Raw genomic sequence first — 16,523 nt, forward strand, 5'->3', positions numbered from 1 at the left:
TGCTAACAAGTCGTTTTGGTCACTTCACCAGACATTGAAAATCAAAAATTGTTTTTGATGCTCGATGCTGTGAGTGCCCACACAGATTGCTTGATTCAAATTGTTAAAGAGCGTCACGCTTATCGCGCTGAGGAGGCGCATATTACGCTCCTCACTTCGAAAGTCAAGCGCTTGTTTTCGCTTTTCTTTCGGCGCCCACTTCACGAGGAAGCTGGCTCATCAGTCCGGCGTGTTCTGCCGTGCTGGTAGGGGCGCATTATAGGGAGCCAGGCCGCGATGACAAGCCATTTTTTGAAGAAAGTCACGGAAACTTCAAATTATCCAATTAGAAACAGCTTACCCAGTGTATATATACAGTGTTATCCACAAGCAGATGATTTCAGCGCTGTTTTTTCGTTATTTAAGTAGGTCTTCCTACATTAAGGAATGCCATACTGAAGCGGATAATGTGTCCCGAGTGGTCCGTGGTAGCGCCTGGCTGGAAAGCTGGTTACCATGGAGGTGAATAGAGTGTTGCACCTTTTTTGCTTTCATTTACAAAAGGTCTTTAAAGATGAATTTATCCAAGTTTCCCGTTTACGTGCAGGCGGCCGTTCTCGCTCTGGTGTTGGCGCTGGTCGGTTATCTGGTAGCCCAGGCCCTGCAGTTTTCTTTGAAAGCCGAAGTGATTTTTGCCGTGGGTCTGGCCATTGGCGGTTTCGTCGTACCGCTGTTCCTTAACCGGACCCCAGCCGCTGCGGTCGAGCAGACCGCCGGCCAAGAGACTTGTACCTTATATGTAGGCAACCTGCCCTACCGTGCCAACGAGATCGCCGTGCGTGAACTGTTTGCCGAGCAGGGCCAGGTCATTTCCGTCCGTCTGATGAAGGACAAGGCCACTGGCAAGCGCAGGGGCTTTGGCTTTGTGGAGATGCCGGCCGCCGATGCGGCCAAGGCGATCACCGCGCTCAATGACAAGGAGTATCAGCAACGCACCCTCAAGGTTCGCGAAGCCAACGACAAGCGGGACAGGGATGAGCGGGAAGGCAGCGACGTCGACGCCTGATAACTCAGTACTCTACCTCTTCGAGTGATGACAGCCCCCATGCTTGCAAGGGGGCTGTCAGTTTTTGGGCCTCACTGTCCAGCCGGGTGCAATAGGCTCTGGCCTGCGCGCTGGCAGATGTGGCGGAAGTGGTGGTTGCCAGCAGATGAGCCACTCGCCTCGCCACCGCGCTGCCCGAATCCACCAGCTGGCAATCTGGCATCAGTTGCCGGATCTCGTCATCGAGCAGCGGGAAGTGGGTGCAGCCCAGCACCAGCGTATCCGGCTTCGGCTCCCCTTCTATCCAGTCCGCCAACACCTCTCGCAACAGCGCCATATTGACCGGCCGACCGGCCAGCTTGTGTTCGGCCTCGATCACCAGCTCGGTCGCTCCCTTGAGCAGCACCCGTTTGTCCGGCGCAAACTGGGCAATGAGTTGATGGGTGTAGGCACGACTGACGGTACCCGGGGTGGCCAGCAGCCCGATGCAACCATTGCGGGTCAGGGCGGCCGCCGGCTTGATGGCCGGTACCACGCCCACCACCGGAATAGTCAGAGCTGCGCGCAAGGATGGCAGGGCTATGGTGCTGGCGGTGTTGCAAGCGATCACCACCAGATCGATGGCCTGCTCGGCCACCATCTGCATGATCAGGCGACCACAGGCCGCGATCAGATCCGGCTCGCTCAGTTCGCCATAGGGGAAGTTGGCATTGTCGAAACAGTAGAAATAGTTGTGCGCCGGCAAGGTGCGACGGATCTCGCGATAGACGGTCAAACCGCCCATGCCTGAATCGAACACTAGAATATTGGCCACCTGAGCTCCCCCTTGGATGCGAGGCGGCGATCATACTCCCGCCGGCGGCCAATAGAAAAGGCCCCGCACATGGCGGGGCCTCGCTTTTTCCTCTCTATATAAGCAGAGCGGTGGATCAGAGACGGTAGTCGGCCGTCAGCTTGAACTCGGTGCCCGGTGAGGCATAGCCATAAGCCGGGACATAGTCGCGATCGAACAGGTTGTCGATGCGGCCGCCCAGGGTGAGCGCAGGGGTCACCCCGTAGCTGGCGCCCAGGTTGACCAGGGTATAGGAGCTCAACACCACCCGCTCTGCCGGGAAGCTGCTGAAGTCCTTGTCATCCCGCTTGCCCACATAGAGCAGCTCGGTCGACAGATCGACCGGGCCCAGCTGTACCTGGGTCAGCCAGCTGGCCTTCTGCTTGGCGCGGCGCAGCAGCGGCTGGTCGCCGTCATTCTTGTCTTCGGTCTTGGTGTAATCGAAGCTCAGGTCATGATGAAGCGGACCGGTCTCCAGACCCAGCGCCAGTTCCACGCCACGGATCTCCGCATCCGTGTTGTCCGGCTTGCAGGTGGAGAAGGCGCTCTGGCAGGCGATCAGGTTCTGGATCTGGTTGCGATACAGGTTCACGGACCAGTCCCAGGCGGTGTAGCGGCCGGAGAAGTCCAGCTCCAGGTTCTTGCTCTCTTCCGGCTTCAGATCCGGGTTCTCGTAACCTGGGTAATAGAGGTCGAGGAAGGTCGGCGCCTTGAAGCCGGTGCCGTAGCTCAGTCGGACATTGTGGTTGTCATCTATGTCCAGACCGCTGGCGGCAGACCAGGTGTTGTGACGACCATACTGCTCGTTGTCATCGGTACGGCCGGACAGCTCGAACTGCAGTGCCTGCCAGCGATAGCTGCCGACGGCAAACAGCCCGGTGTTGTCGCGATCCGGTGCATCGAACGACTTGCCGTAGCTGCGCGAGTCGGATTTCAGCTGCTCCTGCTGCCAATCGGCTCCCCCGGTCAGCAGCAGCCCCTCGATGCCGCTCCAGCTGTTGATCCAGGAGAAGCGGGTCAGGCCGGTATGAATGGGCTCGGCACTCGACTCCCCCTGGCTCTCCAGCCAGCTCTTCAGCTTGTTCTCACCATAACTGGCCTCGAGCCGGCTATTGAAGTGGTCGGCCTGATACTTGAGCGCACCATCATACTGAAAGGCCTGCACCCGGCTCTGATCCGCCGCCTGATAGGGATCATCCATCTCGGTCTGGTTGTCGTAGCCCTGGGCGTTGAAGTCGGCGCTCCAGGCATCGTTGAAGGCATGGTTCAGCCCGAGCTGGCCGTTCAGGCTGTCGAAGCCGTCCCGATCCGGCTGCTGGGCACCGGCCACCACGTCGAAACCATCGGCGCGCTCATAACCGATCATCATATTCATGTCGGTCTGCTGGCCGAGTGCCTGCACGGTACGCAGCTGACCCTGGCCATAGCCGTTGCTGCCAACCCCCCCCTTCAGGTGGGTCTCGCTGCCATTCTTGGCGGAGGTCTTGGTGATGAGGTTGATGACGCCACCTATGGCATCCGCGCCGTAGACCGCCGCTCGCGGGCCGCGGATATACTCGACGCGTTCGATGTTGCCGAGCGGGATCTGGCTGAGGTCTGGCGTACCGGCCACCATGGCGGCGATGGGGCGACCATTGACCAGCACCAGCGAATGGTTGGAGTTGGTACCGCGGATGAACAGGCTGCTCATGTGCCCCCGTCCACCCAGGGTGGTGATCTGCACCCCCGGCAGGGTCTTCAGCAGATCCGGCAGGCTCTGCACCTGGCGGGCGTCGATCTCGGCGCGATCGATCACCACAATGGGCGCCAGCACCGAGCTGATGGGTTGCTCCACCCGGTTGGCGGTCACCACCATGGTCTCATTGGCAGGCAGGGAAGTCTGGGCGAAGGCCGCCGTTGGCAACAGGGCAGCCACCAATAGTTTCTTGGACATTACAGATCCTTAAGTTCGCGTAAGCATCTACTCCGTGACCGGTTTCTCTCGGCTCGAAATACGAACTTTGGCAGGTCTTCGGGCTGGGGGGCTGATGGCCTACGGCGACGGCTTCCCACCTGACGGCAGTGCCCTGATGTCGCTTCGTTCCCCCTTACCGCTGCGCGCCAGCTCCGGATTCTCACCGGATTCCCTATTAAGCATGATGCGCCAAAGCGGGGGGATTATAGGAAAGGGGGACGTAAGAGTATAGCGATTTAGCCATCCATACGTCTTTTGCTCGCAAAAACAAAAACCGGCGCCCATGGGCACCGGTTTGTTAGATTTATCAATAGCTTCAGGCTCAGTCGGCGTAGCTGGCCTTGGGCGCCGGCAGGCGGATGGTGAGGGAGAGCACCAGGGCCACCACCAGCAATACCAGGATCAGGTTGAAAGTCGCCATGAAGCCGCCAAACAGGGACGCCACTATGGAGCCGATGATGCTGCCCAGCCCGAAGCCCAGGTAGATGACGCCGTAGTTCTTGGTCAGGTTGTTGAGCCCGAAGAAGTCGCTCACCAGGGAGGGGTAGACGGTGATGGTGCCGCCGAAGCTGAAGGCCACGCAGGCCACCGCCACGAAGAACAGGTTGGCGTTGAGCGGCACGAACAGCAGCAGCCCCATACCGCACAGGGTGATCAGCTGGGCTATGGTGATGACCCGGATGCGGGACATCTTGTCAGACAGTATCCCCAGCACCAGCCGGCCGCCCAGGTTGGCCATGGCGATCACCGCCACCGCATTGGCCGCCACCGCGGTGGACAGACCCACCATGTTCTCACCGATGTCCTTGGCCACCCCGATGACATAGAGACCGCTCATGCAGGCGGTGAGGAACATCAGCGCCAGCATCCAGTACTGCGGCTTGCGCATGGCCTCGGCCAGGGTGAAGTCACGGCTCTCGGTCTGCTGGGAGGACGCGGCCTGTTGAGGGGCATCCTTCATCAGCATGCCGCCCACCAGCACCATGGACATGGCGATCAGGCCCCACAGCTGGAAGGTCGCCTCCAGACCCGAGCTGGAGAGCAGCAGCAGGTTGATGTATTTGAAGCCGAGGCTGCCGAGGCCATAGGCGCCGATGGAGCAGGCGGAGATCAGCCCCTTGCGCTCCGGGAACCACTTCACGCAGTTGGAGAGCGTCATCAGGTAGCCGGTGCCGTCGGCGAAGCCAACCAGGATGCCGGCGCAGAGATAGAGCATGGCCAGGTTGCTAGCATGGGCGGTGAGGAAGAAGCCGATGCCGAGCAGCACGCCGGCGCCGAGGGTGACGTTGCGCACCCCGAACCGCTCCTGCAGCTTGCCCGCCAGGGAGGAGGCGACCGCCAGCGACAGGCTGAGCAGACCGAAGGCGAAGGCCACCTGGCTGACCGGCTCATCCAGCTTGTCGGAGAGCTGGGCGTTGAACAGGCTCCAGGTATAGACGGACCCCAGGGCGAACTGGGTGATGATGGTACCTATCAGGGTCAGGTACCGGGTGCGGTTCATCTCTTTGGTCATGGTGTGTCTCGGGCGGTGGACTCGGGAAATTGAGCCCACTATAGGCAAGACGCACCCAGTGCCGACGGATTAAGGCATGAAATGCAGATCGGCGGGAATGAATGACAATTAAAGCCGCATCAGCTGACGGAACGCCTTGATGTTGCTGCGGCTGACCGGCACCTCGAACGGCAGATCATGGAGCCGGATGAGGTAGGTGCTGTTGAACCAGGGCACTATCTCGCGGATCTTGTTGATGTTGACGCAGTAGGATCGGTGGCAGCGAAAGAAGCCCTCGGCCGGCAGCCGACCGACAAACTCGCTGATGGTCATGGCCATCACGTAACGATCGGTGCGGGTGTAGACATAGGTCAGCTTCTCGTCCGCCTCCGCGTAGTAGATCTGCTCGCAGGGGGTGACTATGATGCGTTCCCCCTTCACCAGATTGACGGTGCGGTTCTGGCTGCCACTCCCCTCGCCCGCCTCGGCGGCCTGGCTCGGTTTCAGCTTGCCGGCGTGCTCGAGTTTTTGCAGCAGGTTGATGATGCGCGGCTCGTTGTAAGGCTTGAGGATATAGTCGAACGCCTCCAGCTCGAACGCCTCCACCGCAAACTCCTTGTAGGCGGTGACGAACACTATGTGGGGCGGGTGGCTCGACTTGTGCAGGTTCTTGGCCAGCAGCAGGCCGTCGATGGAGGGGATCTGGATATCCAGAAACACCACATCCACCTCGTGATCCTGCAGGTATTTGAACGCCTCCAGCCCATCCTCGAAGCTCGCCACTATCTCTATCTGGCTGTGCTGGTTCACCAGGTAGATCAGCTCCTCTCGGGCCAGGTATTCATCTTCAACGATAATGGCTCTCAACATGGCAGCGCCTCCGGATGACGAGACAGGCAGGCCGGCGCCTCTCGAGCCAAGTACTCGTCTTTCACTATGATGGCGCTCAGCATGGCATTGCCTCCGGATCCGGCAGATAGAAACAGACTTCGGTGCCGGGTTCCAGCCGCCTGAGCTGCAACCCGTCCCCGTACAAGAGTTTGACGCGCTGATGCACGTTCATCAGGCCTATGCTGCGGCTCTCCACCCGGCCGGCGGCCACCCCGTCGATCACCGCCTGGCTGATGCCATAACCGGTGTCGCGCACCGCCACCCGGATGCCGCCTGCCAGCTGCCTCACCTCTATGGTGACCCGGCCCGGGGCGCTACGGGGCTGGATGCCGTGCAGGATGGCGTTCTCCACCAACGGCTGCAGCAGCAGGCAAGGCACCTGGATGTGCACATCGTCCACCTCGAACACCACCTCCAGCTTGTCGCCGAAGCGGGCCTGCTCGATGGCCACGTAGTCGCGCACCTGCTGCAGCTCCTCCTGGATGTCGATCAGCTCGTCCCCCTTGTTGAGGTTGTAGCGCAGGTAGTCCGCCAGGTTGGCGATGAGCTGGCGTGCCTGCTGGGGGCGGATGCGGATCAGCGACGAGATGGCATTGAGGGCGTTGAACAGGAAGTGGGGATTGATCTTGCTCTGCAGCGCGGTGAACTCCGCCTTGCGGGTCATCTCTTTGAGCTGCTCGATGCGCGACACCTCCATCTGGGTGGATATGAGCTGGGAGAGGCCCACCGCCATCTCCCGCAACGAGCTGGTGATGCGGTGGGTGCGGCGGTAATAGATCTTGAGGGTGCCGCTGACGGCGCCATTCTCCCGCAGCGGGATGATGATGACCGAGTGGAAGTCGGACAGGTGATACTGGCGCAGATCGTTGTTGATGATGATCTGATCCAGCAGCACGGCCCGCTGGGTCATGTCACTGATGGCGTGGTGCTCATCCAGCTCGTAGTAATCCTTGCCCACCCCCACATAGGCCAGCACGTCGCGGGTGTCGGTGATGGCCACCGCATCGGCATGGATCTCGTTACAGATGACGCCACACACCTGGCCGAGGGAGTGGCGATCGACCTTCTGGAAGAAGGGCAGCGTCTTGTTGGCGATGTCGAGGGCCAGCTTGGCCTGCTTGGCGGCGATCAACTCCTTCTCGTCATCCAGATCCTGCACCAGCTTGATGATGAGGCCGATGCAGAGCGCCCCGGCGATCATCGGGTAGGCGATGTGGCTGACGATCTCCACCCCCACCTCATGGGGCTCGGTCAGCAGCCAGATCAGCAGCATGGTCAGCCCCTCGCACAACATGCCCGCCAGTATGCCGTACAGCCAGAGCCGGGACTTGCGGCAGTTGAGGTGGATCCAGGTGGCCAGCAGGCCGGCGATGATGCTGGCGATGAGGCAAGGAATGGAGGTGTGGCCATCCATGTCGATGAGGTAACGGTGCAGGCCGGAGATGACCCCGGCCGGGATGCCGACCCAGGGGCCGAACAGGATGCCGCCCGAGATGATGGCGATGATCCGCACGTTGATGAGCGCCCCCTCCACCTGGATGCCGGTGTAGGTGCTGAACACCGCGAACAGGCCGAAGATGGCCGCGACCAGCACCAGCTCGGCCGGGGTGTGATCCCGCTTCTGGAACAGGCGCTGGAACGGGCGGGTGCGGGTCAGGAAGAACAGGGTCATCAGCATCAGGGCCGCCCGTTCAAACACCGCCAACAACATCATCTGATTTTCGAGCATGGGCCCTCCGACCAATGGCCACGAGGGGCGCACTATAAAATGTATCAGCCCCCGGGCGGCTGACGCCGTTCGGGCCGGGGACATTATCAGGCCGGTGAGCGGCATCCCGCCCCGGCCTCCCCTCTGGGGCGCACTAGTTTACCTCAGGCGGGCGCCCAAGGGAGCATAGGGAAGCAGAATGACCGGCCGCGCTCATCTTGCACGATGAGCGCGGCCGCTGGGCGGGATCAGGAGGAGATGGTCGCCAGGCGAGCGGCGAAGCCCATGAAGAAGAGGCCGATCAGACCGTTGCCCAGCCTGGCGAGGCGCACCTTGCGAGCGAAGAAGCGCGCCATCAGGGTGCCGCCGAAGATCAACAGGGTCAGATAGACGAAGCTCATGGCCTCCAGCATGCCGGCCAGTACCAGGTAGGAGAGCCAGGTGTGGGCGTAGTTGAAGTCGATGAACTGCACGAAGAAGGAGACGTAGAACAGGATCGCCTTGGGGTTGGTGAGGCTCAGGGTCAGCGCCTTGCCGAAATAGTTTTCCCCCTGTACCGACTCGCCGTGTACCGCGCCCTGTTTGGCGACGAAGTTCGCATGGAGGATCCTGATCCCCAGATAGAGCAGGTAGATGGCGCCGAGATAGCGCACCAGGGTAAACAGCAGCGGGGTGGTGCGAATGAGGGAGGCCACCCCCAGATAGGCACAGAAGATGAGGATGGCGTCGCCGACGAAGACCCCGAGGGCCGCCCGATAACCTGGGCCTATGCCACGGGTGGCGCCGGTGCGCAGCACATAAATGGAGTTGGGGCCCGGCGCTATGATGATGAAGAACAGCCCGATCAGATAGGTCCAGACGTTGATAACCCCAAGACTTTCAAACATATACTCCCCCGATGCGCGAAGGGGCCCGGTCAACAGGGGTCCTTCCCAGATGATTAAAGTACGACCGTCCCATACTAAGCCTCCGCCAGCAAAGCACAAGTGCGCCACAACAGGGTGATGATCGGTCATAGGCCCGGCAGCCGCACCATGGGCGCGAGCCAGGCTGTCGCCCCCTCGCCGACAAAGTGGAGGTGGGCGTTCATTCCATTCATTTTTACTATGTCCAGACGGGCCAGGATCGGGCATGTTAGAGCGATACCCAGGACAGCAGAAACACTACCTCATGGAAAAGACCCTCAGCACCGATGCCCCTCTCACCGCGCAGCCCTCGGCCGACGCCCTGAATACCACCACTTACCCGGTGATTGCCGCGATCAGCTTCTCGCACCTGTTGAACGACATGATGCAGTCGGTGCTGCTGGCCATCTATCCGCTGTTGAAGCTCGGACTCAACCTGTCGTTCGCCCAGATAGGCCTCATCACCCTCACCTACCAGTTCACGGGCTCGCTGTTGCAACCGCTGATCGGCCTCTACACCGATCGCAGGCCCATGCCCTATTCGCTGCCGCTCGGCATGGGCTTCACGCTGCTCGGCCTGCTCTCGCTGTCCCAGGCGGACAGCTTTGGCGCCGTGTTGCTGTCGGCGATGCTGATCGGCATGGGCTCGTCTGTGTTCCACCCGGAATCCTCGCGGGTCGCCCGCATGGCGGCCGGCAGCCAGCCCGGACTGGCCCAATCGCTGTTCCAGATCGGCGGCAACCTGGGGTCGGCCATAGGCCCGCTGCTCGCCGCGCTGATCATAGTGCCGCAGGGACAGGGCAGCGCGGCCTGGTTCTCGCTGTTCGCGCTGATCGGCGTGGTGGTGCTCAGCTTCGTCGGGCGCTGGTCCAGTCATCATGCCGCCAACTTCCACAAGCGGATGAAGGCCCATGCCGGCAACGGCCTGAGCCGCCGCCAGATCGGCTGGTCGCTGGCCATCCTCGGCCTGCTGATGTTCTCCAAGTTCTTCTACATGACCAGCCTGAGCAGCTATTACACCTTCTACCTGATGGACAAGTTCAGCCTCTCCCTGGACAGCGCGCAGTTCCATCTGTTTGCCTTCCTCTTCGCCGTCGCGGCGGGCACAGTGCTCGGCGGGCCTGTCGGTGACCGCATCGGCCGCAAGCGGGTGATCTGGATCTCCATCCTCGGCGTCGCCCCCTTCACCCTGCTGCTGCCCCATGTCGACCTGTTCTGGACCTCGGTGCTCTCGGTGATCATCGGCCTGATCCTGGCCTCCGCCTTCTCCGCCATCCTGGTCTATGCCCAGGAGCTGGTCCCCGGCAAGGTCGGCACCATATCCGGCCTGTTCTTCGGCTTCGCCTTCGGCATGGGTGGCATAGGCGCCGCCCTGCTGGGCCAGCTGGCCGACGCGACCAGCATCGAAACCGTGTATCAGCTGTGCGCCTACCTGCCGCTGATCGGGCTGCTGACGGTGTTGCTGCCGACGATCAGGAAGGGCTGATCGGCCCGCTGGCGTCCGCTCTGGCTAGCGCGAACGGAAAGATAGATGCGACTCATCATGGGTGCAGGAGAAGGAGTCTGCTGTGCGGGATGGCGCTCGAGGGCCAAATCGTGGCAGGGGGGAGCAGGCCGCTTCGAAGATGACATCAGTGTAAAAACGGCACCTTCTAGCCGCGCTGGCGCGAGCCATCAAGCCGCTCGTGATGCGGCTCGATGGCCTGTTCTGGCTAAGTCAGCCCAGCGCGTTCGTCAGCAGTACTGACCGGCCACCCAGCCGGAGGACCAGGCCCACTGGAAGTTGTAGCCACCGAGCCAGCCGGTCACGTCCACCACCTCACCGACGAAGTAGAGACCGGCCACCTTGCGCGCCTCCATGGTCTTGGAGGAGAGCTCGTTGGTATCCACCCCTCCTAGCGTCACCTCGGCGGTGCGATAGCCTTCGGTGCCGTTCGGCAGGATCTGCCAGTCCCCCAGCAGGGCGGCGATGGCCTCCAGCTCCCGCTCGTTGTACTGGCGCATCGGTTTGTTGCTGAGTTGCCCCAGCTCCACCAGCTTGTCGACGAAGCGCTTGGGCAGCTCGCGCCCGAGCACCGTCTTCAGCTCCTGGGCCGGGTGGGCCAGCGCCCAGGCCTTGAGGGCCGCCGGGATATCCAGCTCAGGCAGCAGGTTGATGTGGATCTTCTCCCCCGCCAGCCAGAAGGAGGAGATCTGCAGTATGGTCGGGCCGGAGAGGCCGCGGTGGGTGAACAGCATGGCCTCCTTGAAACAGGTGCCATCCTCGGCGGTCACCGCCACCGGCAGGCTGACCCCGGCCAAGTCGGCAAACGCCTCCTTCTCGGCCTGGTGCAGGGTGAAGGGCACCAGACCGGCGCGGGTGGGCAGCACATTGAGGCCGAACTGCTCCGCCAGCTTGAAGCCGTAGGGGGTGGCGCCGAGTTTCGGCATGGAGAGGCCACCGGTCGCCACCACCAGGGATTGGCAACCGATCTCGCCCTTGCTGGTCTCGAGCAGGAAGCCGTCATCGTTCTTGCTGACGCTCAGGATCTCGGTCTGGCACTGCAGGGTCACCCCGGCCCAGTCGCACTCGGTGAGCAGCGCATCGACTATCTCTTTCGCGCTCTCGAGACAGAAGAGCTGCCCCAGGGTACGTTCGTGGTAATTCACCCCGTGCCTGTCCACCAGCTCGATGAAATCCTGCTGGGTGTAGCGCGCCAGCGCCGACTTGCAGAAGTGCGGGTTACCCGAGAGGAAGGCGTGGGGGCCAGCCTGATGGTTGGTGAAGTTGCAGCGGCCACCGCCGCTGATCAGAATCTTGCGACCCGGCTTCTTGGCGTTGTCGAGCAACAGCACAGAGCGACCCCGATATCCCGCCTGGGCCGCACACATCAAACCGGCCGCACCGGCCCCGATCACCACCACATCCACTTGCATCATCACTGCCTTATTCGCTCGGCGGCCAAAAGGGCCCATAACAGAAAGAACCGTCATGGTATCCGGCGGAAACGACTGTGGTTTCCGGCCAAGACCAATAGAAAACGGCTCACAACAAAAGCGCCGTCATGGCAGCCCGGCAGAAATCTCATGCCAGAACCAATAGAAAACGGCCCGTAAAAGGGCCGTTATTGTACTGGCTGAACACTAAGTGTCCACGACTATCAGGCGTTGCCGTCCATGACGCTGGCGGGTGCACCCTTGGCCAGCTCGGACAGCTCCTTGTCGATGAAGTAGAGGCCCTTGCCATCCTCGCCCACCAGTGACAGGCGGTCGACGATGCTCTTGAACAGCTTCTCTTCCTCGTGCTGCTCGGCCACATACCACTGCAGGAAGTTGAAGGTGGAGTAGTCCTGGGTGGTGAAGGCCACGTGGGCCAGGCCGTTGATGCACTTGGTGATGTGGTATTCGTGCTCCAGGGTGGTGCGGAAGATGTCGCCGAGCGAGTTGAACTCGTGGGGAGGCGCTTCGATCGCGCCCAGTATCGGCATGGCACCTGTCTCGCTCACGTAGGTGAACAGGCGCTCCATGTGCTGGCGCTCCTCGACGGCGTGCTGGCGCAGGAAGTTTGCCGCCCCTTCGAAGCCCTTGTCCTCACACCAGGCGCTCATCTGCAGGTAGAGATTGGAGGAATAGAATTCAAGATTTATCTGCTCGTTCAACTTCTCGATCATGGCTTGGGCCAACATGATGATTCTCCACGGTGATTTGGTCACAATTGTCGCCACTGTTGTACCACGAATCAACCATCCGCATGGGTCGGGTATCGCAGTTGTGACCATAGTCCCTCTCATCCTGACCCCCATACAGGCATGGATAAGCAAAGAAAGATGGTGTACCCGGACCCAGCCTCTATGATGGCGCCAACGGTCAGGAAGAAGATGCAATGAGATTGGTGATGGCACTGGCACTGCTCTGGATGACCCAGCTGCAGGCCGCTCCCCTGTTGGAAGAGGCTGAATTGCAGGCGGCGCGCGATCCCGCCGGCTATCTGCAGCGCCTCAATGCCAAGCCGCGGCCAGACATGGAGCTGTTTCACGCGAGATCCCTGGCCAAGGCGGCCCTCGGGTACTACCCCGAGGCCCTGCTCGACAACGCCCGCGCCCGCGGGCTGGCCACCGCCCGCCAGGAGACGCTGCGCCTGCTGGACTTCCGGTTGCAACAGGTGGCGCTCATCCTGGACACAGAGGCGCCGCAGCAGGCCCTCCGCCTGCTGACCCAACTCCAGTCCAGTGTCAGGGGTCATCCGGCCCAGGAGTCGGAGTGGCATGCCCTGAACGGACTCGCCCTCTATCGCACCCAGCGCCTGAAAGAGGCCATCGCCGAACTCAAGACCGCCTTCCGGCTCAAGCAGCAGATCCCCGCCAGCCCCCTTGCCGGGCTGCAATTCGCCCGGCTGATGATGACCCTAGGCAACCTCTATGCCGACCTCAGCCTCTATCAGGAGGCCGAAGGCTATTACCGGGACGCGCTGCAGCAGATGGTGCAACTGAACGAGCCCAACAGCCAGGCCATCATCAGGGCCAACATGGCGCGGCTCTATATCGACATGGATCGCCCCATCCAGGCGAGCCAGTTGCTCGACGACCTGCTGGCAACCCCGGATCTGGCGCCGGACTATCGCGCCATAGTGCTCGGCTATCAGGCCATGGCCCTCAATGCGCAGGAAAAATGGCACGCCGCCTGGCGCAGCCTGGACGAGGCGCAGGCCATCTATCAGCGGCTCGGCTACCCGCAGGCGGGCTCCCGCCTGACCGAGACCCGGGCCAGGACGCTGCAGGGCCGTGGGGAGAAGCAGCTGGCATTGCAACTGCTGACGGCCCAGGCCAGCCCGGTCACCATAGACGGCAGGGCGCTGCAGGCCAGGCTGCTGGCCGATCTGGGACGCTATCCCGAGGCCTATAGGGTGATGTGCGAATACATGCACGACTACAAACAGCACTTCAACCAGACCCTGAGCCAGCATGCCAGCGCGTTCCAGGCCGAGATGGAGCTGGCGCGCAGCGAGGCCAGCAACCGGGCGCTACAACAGGAGAACGAGCGCAGGCGCCAGCAACTGCTGTATCAACAGAGCGCCCGCAACTACCAGCTGCTGCTGGTCGCGCTGCTGGCCGGCGCCCTGATCCTGCTCGGGTTGACCACCCACCGGTTGCATCGCAACTCACGCCATCTCTACCGGCTCGCCACCTTCGATCAACTGACCGGGCTGCCAAATCGACGCGCCCTGCTGGAGCGGTTATCGCAGCAGTGGCAACTGAACGAGCCGCTGACCCTGTTCATCATCGACATAGATCACTTCAAGCAGATCAACGATCGCCACGGCCACCAGACCGGTGATCTGGCGATCCAGCGGCTGGCACAGGAGCTGAAACACTGGGCGCCTGATCTGCAACAGATCGGGCGCTGGGGAGGTGAGGAGTTTCTGGTGGCCATGTCGCAGGACGGCGCCACCTGCCGGCACCATGCCGAGCGGCTGCGGCACAGGATAGAGCAGCTCGATGCCCCGCGTATGACCATCAGCATAGGGGTGGCGGAGCGCTCCCCCGCCGATGACAGCCTGCATCAGCTGATCCACAGGGCCGACATGGCCATGTATCAGGCCAAGCGCCAGGGCCGCAACCAGAGCATACTGGCCCCCTCCCCCGACCAGCCGTCCGCGCTGACCAGCAGCGTCGCCTGACGCTGACGGCGGTCAGGCCGGCAAACGGGAAGGTGCCGTGGGCAGACTCAGGGCGTCAGCTCGGTCAGCGCAGACTCGTTGACCGGCGCCCCGTAGTCGACCTCGGCCAGCTCGAAGCCATTGAGCTGCATGAAGTCTCGCCGCAGCCCGGCAAAGTCCCCAAGGACATGGAAGTTATCCGGCGTCACCTTGGACCAGAGCGCAGAGACCGCCGCCTGAATGGCCGGATCCAGCTCGTGGTCATCCATCCGGATCAGCCGGTTGCCATCGGCTACCACCCCCCGCGGCCCGTACATCTTGCTGGCGAACAGCCGCTGCATCTGCTCGATGCAACCCTCGTGCACTCCGCGCTCCTTCATCACCCCCATCAGCAGACCGAGGTAGACCGGCAGCACCGGAATATAGGCGCTCGCCTTGGTCACCAGCGCCTTGCACACCGACACCCAGGCGTGGCCGCCGAGCTGGGCCAGCTGCAGGTTGATGGCCTCGGCGGTGGCGTGCAGGTGCTCCTTGGCGTAGCCGATGGTGCCATCCCGGTAGAGGGGATAGGTGGACTCCGGACCTATGTAGGAGTAGGCCACCGTCTGGACGCCGGGGGCGAGGCAATCGGCCTGCTGCAGCGCCTGCAGCCAGAGCTGCCAGTCCTCGCCCCCCATCACGGTGACGGTATCGCGGATCTCCTCCGGGGTGGCGGGCGCCAGGGATTGCTGCACCAGACTGTCGTGCTCCAGATCCAGTCCCCAGCCACTGAATGGCTGGCCCGTGGTCTTGAGCACGGAGCGCACCTGGGTGCCATCGGCCAGCAGCCGGATGCCGCTCGCCAGCGAATAGACCACCAGATCCACCTGTCCCAGCTGCTGGCGGATGCTGGCGATGGCCTGCTGGCGCATGGCGTCCGAGAAGGCATCCCCGATCAGGTTGACGGCGATGCGCCCCTCCTGCTCCGCCGCCTGGCGAAACCAGATATTGTTGTACCAGCCCGCGCTGCCGATCCCCTTGTCGGACGGCCCCCGCTCGAACGAGACGCCTATGGTGTCGGCGCCGGCACCGAAGGCCAGCGCGATGCGGGAGGCCAGCCCGAAACCGGACGAGGCCCCCAGCACCAGCACCCGCTTGGGCCCGTTGAAGGGGCCAGCCGCCTTGACGCTGGCGATCTGCTGCGCGACGGCGGCGCGACAACCGATGGGGTGGCAATTGCGGGCGACGCAGCCCTGGATCTGGGGTTGAATGATCATGAGTGGATCTCCGAGGGAACTGGCTACAGCATAGCCATGAGACGGCAGATTACCTTGATGTCAGGGGGGATTGGGCACAGAAGGGCGCAGAAAAACAAGAGGGAGCACCAGGCTCCCCAAAGCGGTATTCAGATGCTTTTTATTGTTTTGTGTTCATTGCGAAGCACGGGCACATCCTATTCCCCTCCCTCTTCGCCGGCTGTGACCGGCTTCAAATTCCTGCTCAATATATGCGCGACTTTTCATAAAGGACGGCAACATAGGCGTACGACAAATCCATTCAAATCCCGAAACTGTGGCGACGCCGCCGTTTTAGTTTCATCAGACATTGGTATAGTTAACTCAGGATCAGTGAGGAGAACTCCCATGAGTGGAACCTATTACAAACACGTACTGGCCGCGATCGACCTGTCGGAAGATAACCGCAAGGTGATCGAGAAGGCGGTCGACCGGGCCCGCTCCAACGGCGCCAAGTTGTCGGTGATCCACGTCGACGTGGACCTCAAGGATCTCTACACCGAGATGATCGATATCGACATCGACAACGTGCAGGATCAGGTGATCGCCGAGGCGAAGGAGAAGCTGGAGGCCTTCCTCGCCTCGGTGGACTATCCCATCGAGAAGAAGCTGGTGATCTGCGGCGATCTGAGCGAACGGGTCAACCAGGCGGTCAAGGATTACCAGATAGACCTGCTGGTGTGCGGCCATCGCCAGAGCTTCTGGAGCCTGCTCACCTCCAGCGCCCGTCAGCTGATGAACACTGTGCCCTGCGATCTACTGGTCGTGCCCTTGCAGAAGTGAGCAAACGAGCGTAGCTTGATTAGCC

General features: G+C 61.8%; 13 protein-coding genes and 1 riboswitch. Of the genes, 4 read left to right on the forward strand and 9 right to left on the reverse strand.

Translation table 11 applies throughout. The annotated features are described in order from the left end of the window. The first annotated feature begins 553 nt into the window (after positions 1-553). Positions 554-1,045 carry an RNA-binding protein gene (locus KW825_RS17540; RefSeq protein ID WP_042651524.1) on the forward strand — a complete coding sequence of 164 codons (492 nt, stop codon included), beginning with the start codon at positions 554-556 and terminating at the stop codon, positions 1,043-1,045. 4 nt (positions 1,046-1,049) lie between these two features. Here KW825_RS17540 and murI read toward each other — a convergent pair whose 3' ends face one another. The 6 genes from murI to leuE form a co-directional block, all read right to left on the reverse strand. After that, positions 1,050-1,838 (reverse strand): glutamate racemase, encoded by a 789-nt coding sequence (murI, locus tag KW825_RS17545; protein ID WP_218329923.1) that lies wholly within the window; start codon positions 1,836-1,838, stop codon positions 1,050-1,052. 115 nt (positions 1,839-1,953) lie between these two features. Beyond that, complete coding sequence (locus KW825_RS17550; RefSeq protein ID WP_042651526.1) at positions 1,954-3,789, reverse strand: TonB-dependent receptor domain-containing protein; 1,836 nt, start codon at positions 3,787-3,789, stop codon at positions 1,954-1,956. Between the two features lie 51 nt (positions 3,790-3,840). Continuing rightward, positions 3,841-4,019, reverse strand: a riboswitch (cobalamin riboswitch). 113 nt (positions 4,020-4,132) lie between these two features. Then, on the reverse strand, positions 4,133-5,323 hold the full coding sequence (locus tag KW825_RS17555) for an MFS transporter (protein WP_042651527.1): 1,191 nt from the start codon (positions 5,321-5,323) through the stop codon (positions 4,133-4,135). A 108-nt stretch (positions 5,324-5,431) separates the two neighbouring features. After that, positions 5,432-6,172, reverse strand: coding sequence for a LytTR family DNA-binding domain-containing protein (locus KW825_RS17560; RefSeq protein WP_042651528.1), 741 nt, complete (start codon positions 6,170-6,172; stop codon positions 5,432-5,434). 76 nt (positions 6,173-6,248) lie between these two features. After that, positions 6,249-7,922 (reverse strand): sensor histidine kinase, encoded by a 1,674-nt coding sequence (locus KW825_RS17565; RefSeq protein WP_218329924.1) that lies wholly within the window; start codon positions 7,920-7,922, stop codon positions 6,249-6,251. A 227-nt stretch (positions 7,923-8,149) separates the two neighbouring features. Beyond that, complete coding sequence (leuE, locus tag KW825_RS17570) at positions 8,150-8,788, reverse strand: leucine efflux protein LeuE (RefSeq protein WP_042651530.1); 639 nt, start codon at positions 8,786-8,788, stop codon at positions 8,150-8,152. Positions 8,789-9,071: 283 nt separating this feature from the next. Between leuE and KW825_RS17575 the strand changes: the two genes are divergently transcribed. Next, the gene (locus tag KW825_RS17575) at positions 9,072-10,292 is read left to right on the forward strand and encodes an MFS transporter (protein WP_218329925.1); all 1,221 of its coding nucleotides are present in this window, start codon (positions 9,072-9,074) and stop codon (positions 10,290-10,292) included. 248 nt (positions 10,293-10,540) lie between these two features. On the opposite strand, the gene KW825_RS17580 is transcribed toward KW825_RS17575, so the two are convergent. Both KW825_RS17580 and ftnA read right to left on the reverse strand, forming a co-directional pair. Further along, positions 10,541-11,725 (reverse strand): NAD(P)/FAD-dependent oxidoreductase, encoded by a 1,185-nt coding sequence (locus tag KW825_RS17580; RefSeq protein WP_218329926.1) that lies wholly within the window; start codon positions 11,723-11,725, stop codon positions 10,541-10,543. 221 nt (positions 11,726-11,946) lie between these two features. Next, complete coding sequence (ftnA, locus tag KW825_RS17585) at positions 11,947-12,471, reverse strand: non-heme ferritin (protein ID WP_042651533.1); 525 nt, start codon at positions 12,469-12,471, stop codon at positions 11,947-11,949. A 209-nt stretch (positions 12,472-12,680) separates the two neighbouring features. On the opposite strand from ftnA, the gene KW825_RS17590 reads away from it, so the two are divergent. Further along, positions 12,681-14,462: a GGDEF domain-containing protein gene (locus tag KW825_RS17590; RefSeq protein WP_218329965.1), complete on the forward strand. Its 1,782-nt coding sequence runs from the start codon at positions 12,681-12,683 to the stop codon at positions 14,460-14,462. Between the two features lie 47 nt (positions 14,463-14,509). Here the strand turns inward: KW825_RS17590 and fabV are convergent, their stop codons facing one another. Beyond that, entirely contained in the window at positions 14,510-15,697 is a 1,188-nt protein-coding gene (gene fabV, locus KW825_RS17595) for an enoyl-ACP reductase FabV (protein WP_218329927.1), read from the reverse strand. A gap of 366 nt (positions 15,698-16,063) precedes the next feature. Here fabV and KW825_RS17600 point away from each other — a divergent pair, with 366 nt between their 5' ends. Then, a complete protein-coding gene (locus KW825_RS17600; RefSeq protein WP_042651537.1) occupies positions 16,064-16,498 on the forward strand; it encodes a universal stress protein in 435 nt (144 codons plus the stop codon). Positions 16,499-16,523 lie beyond the last annotated feature (25 nt).

The organism is Aeromonas sp. sif2433 (genome assembly GCF_019218705.1).
Taxonomy (GTDB): domain Bacteria; phylum Pseudomonadota; class Gammaproteobacteria; order Enterobacterales; family Aeromonadaceae; genus Aeromonas; species Aeromonas encheleia.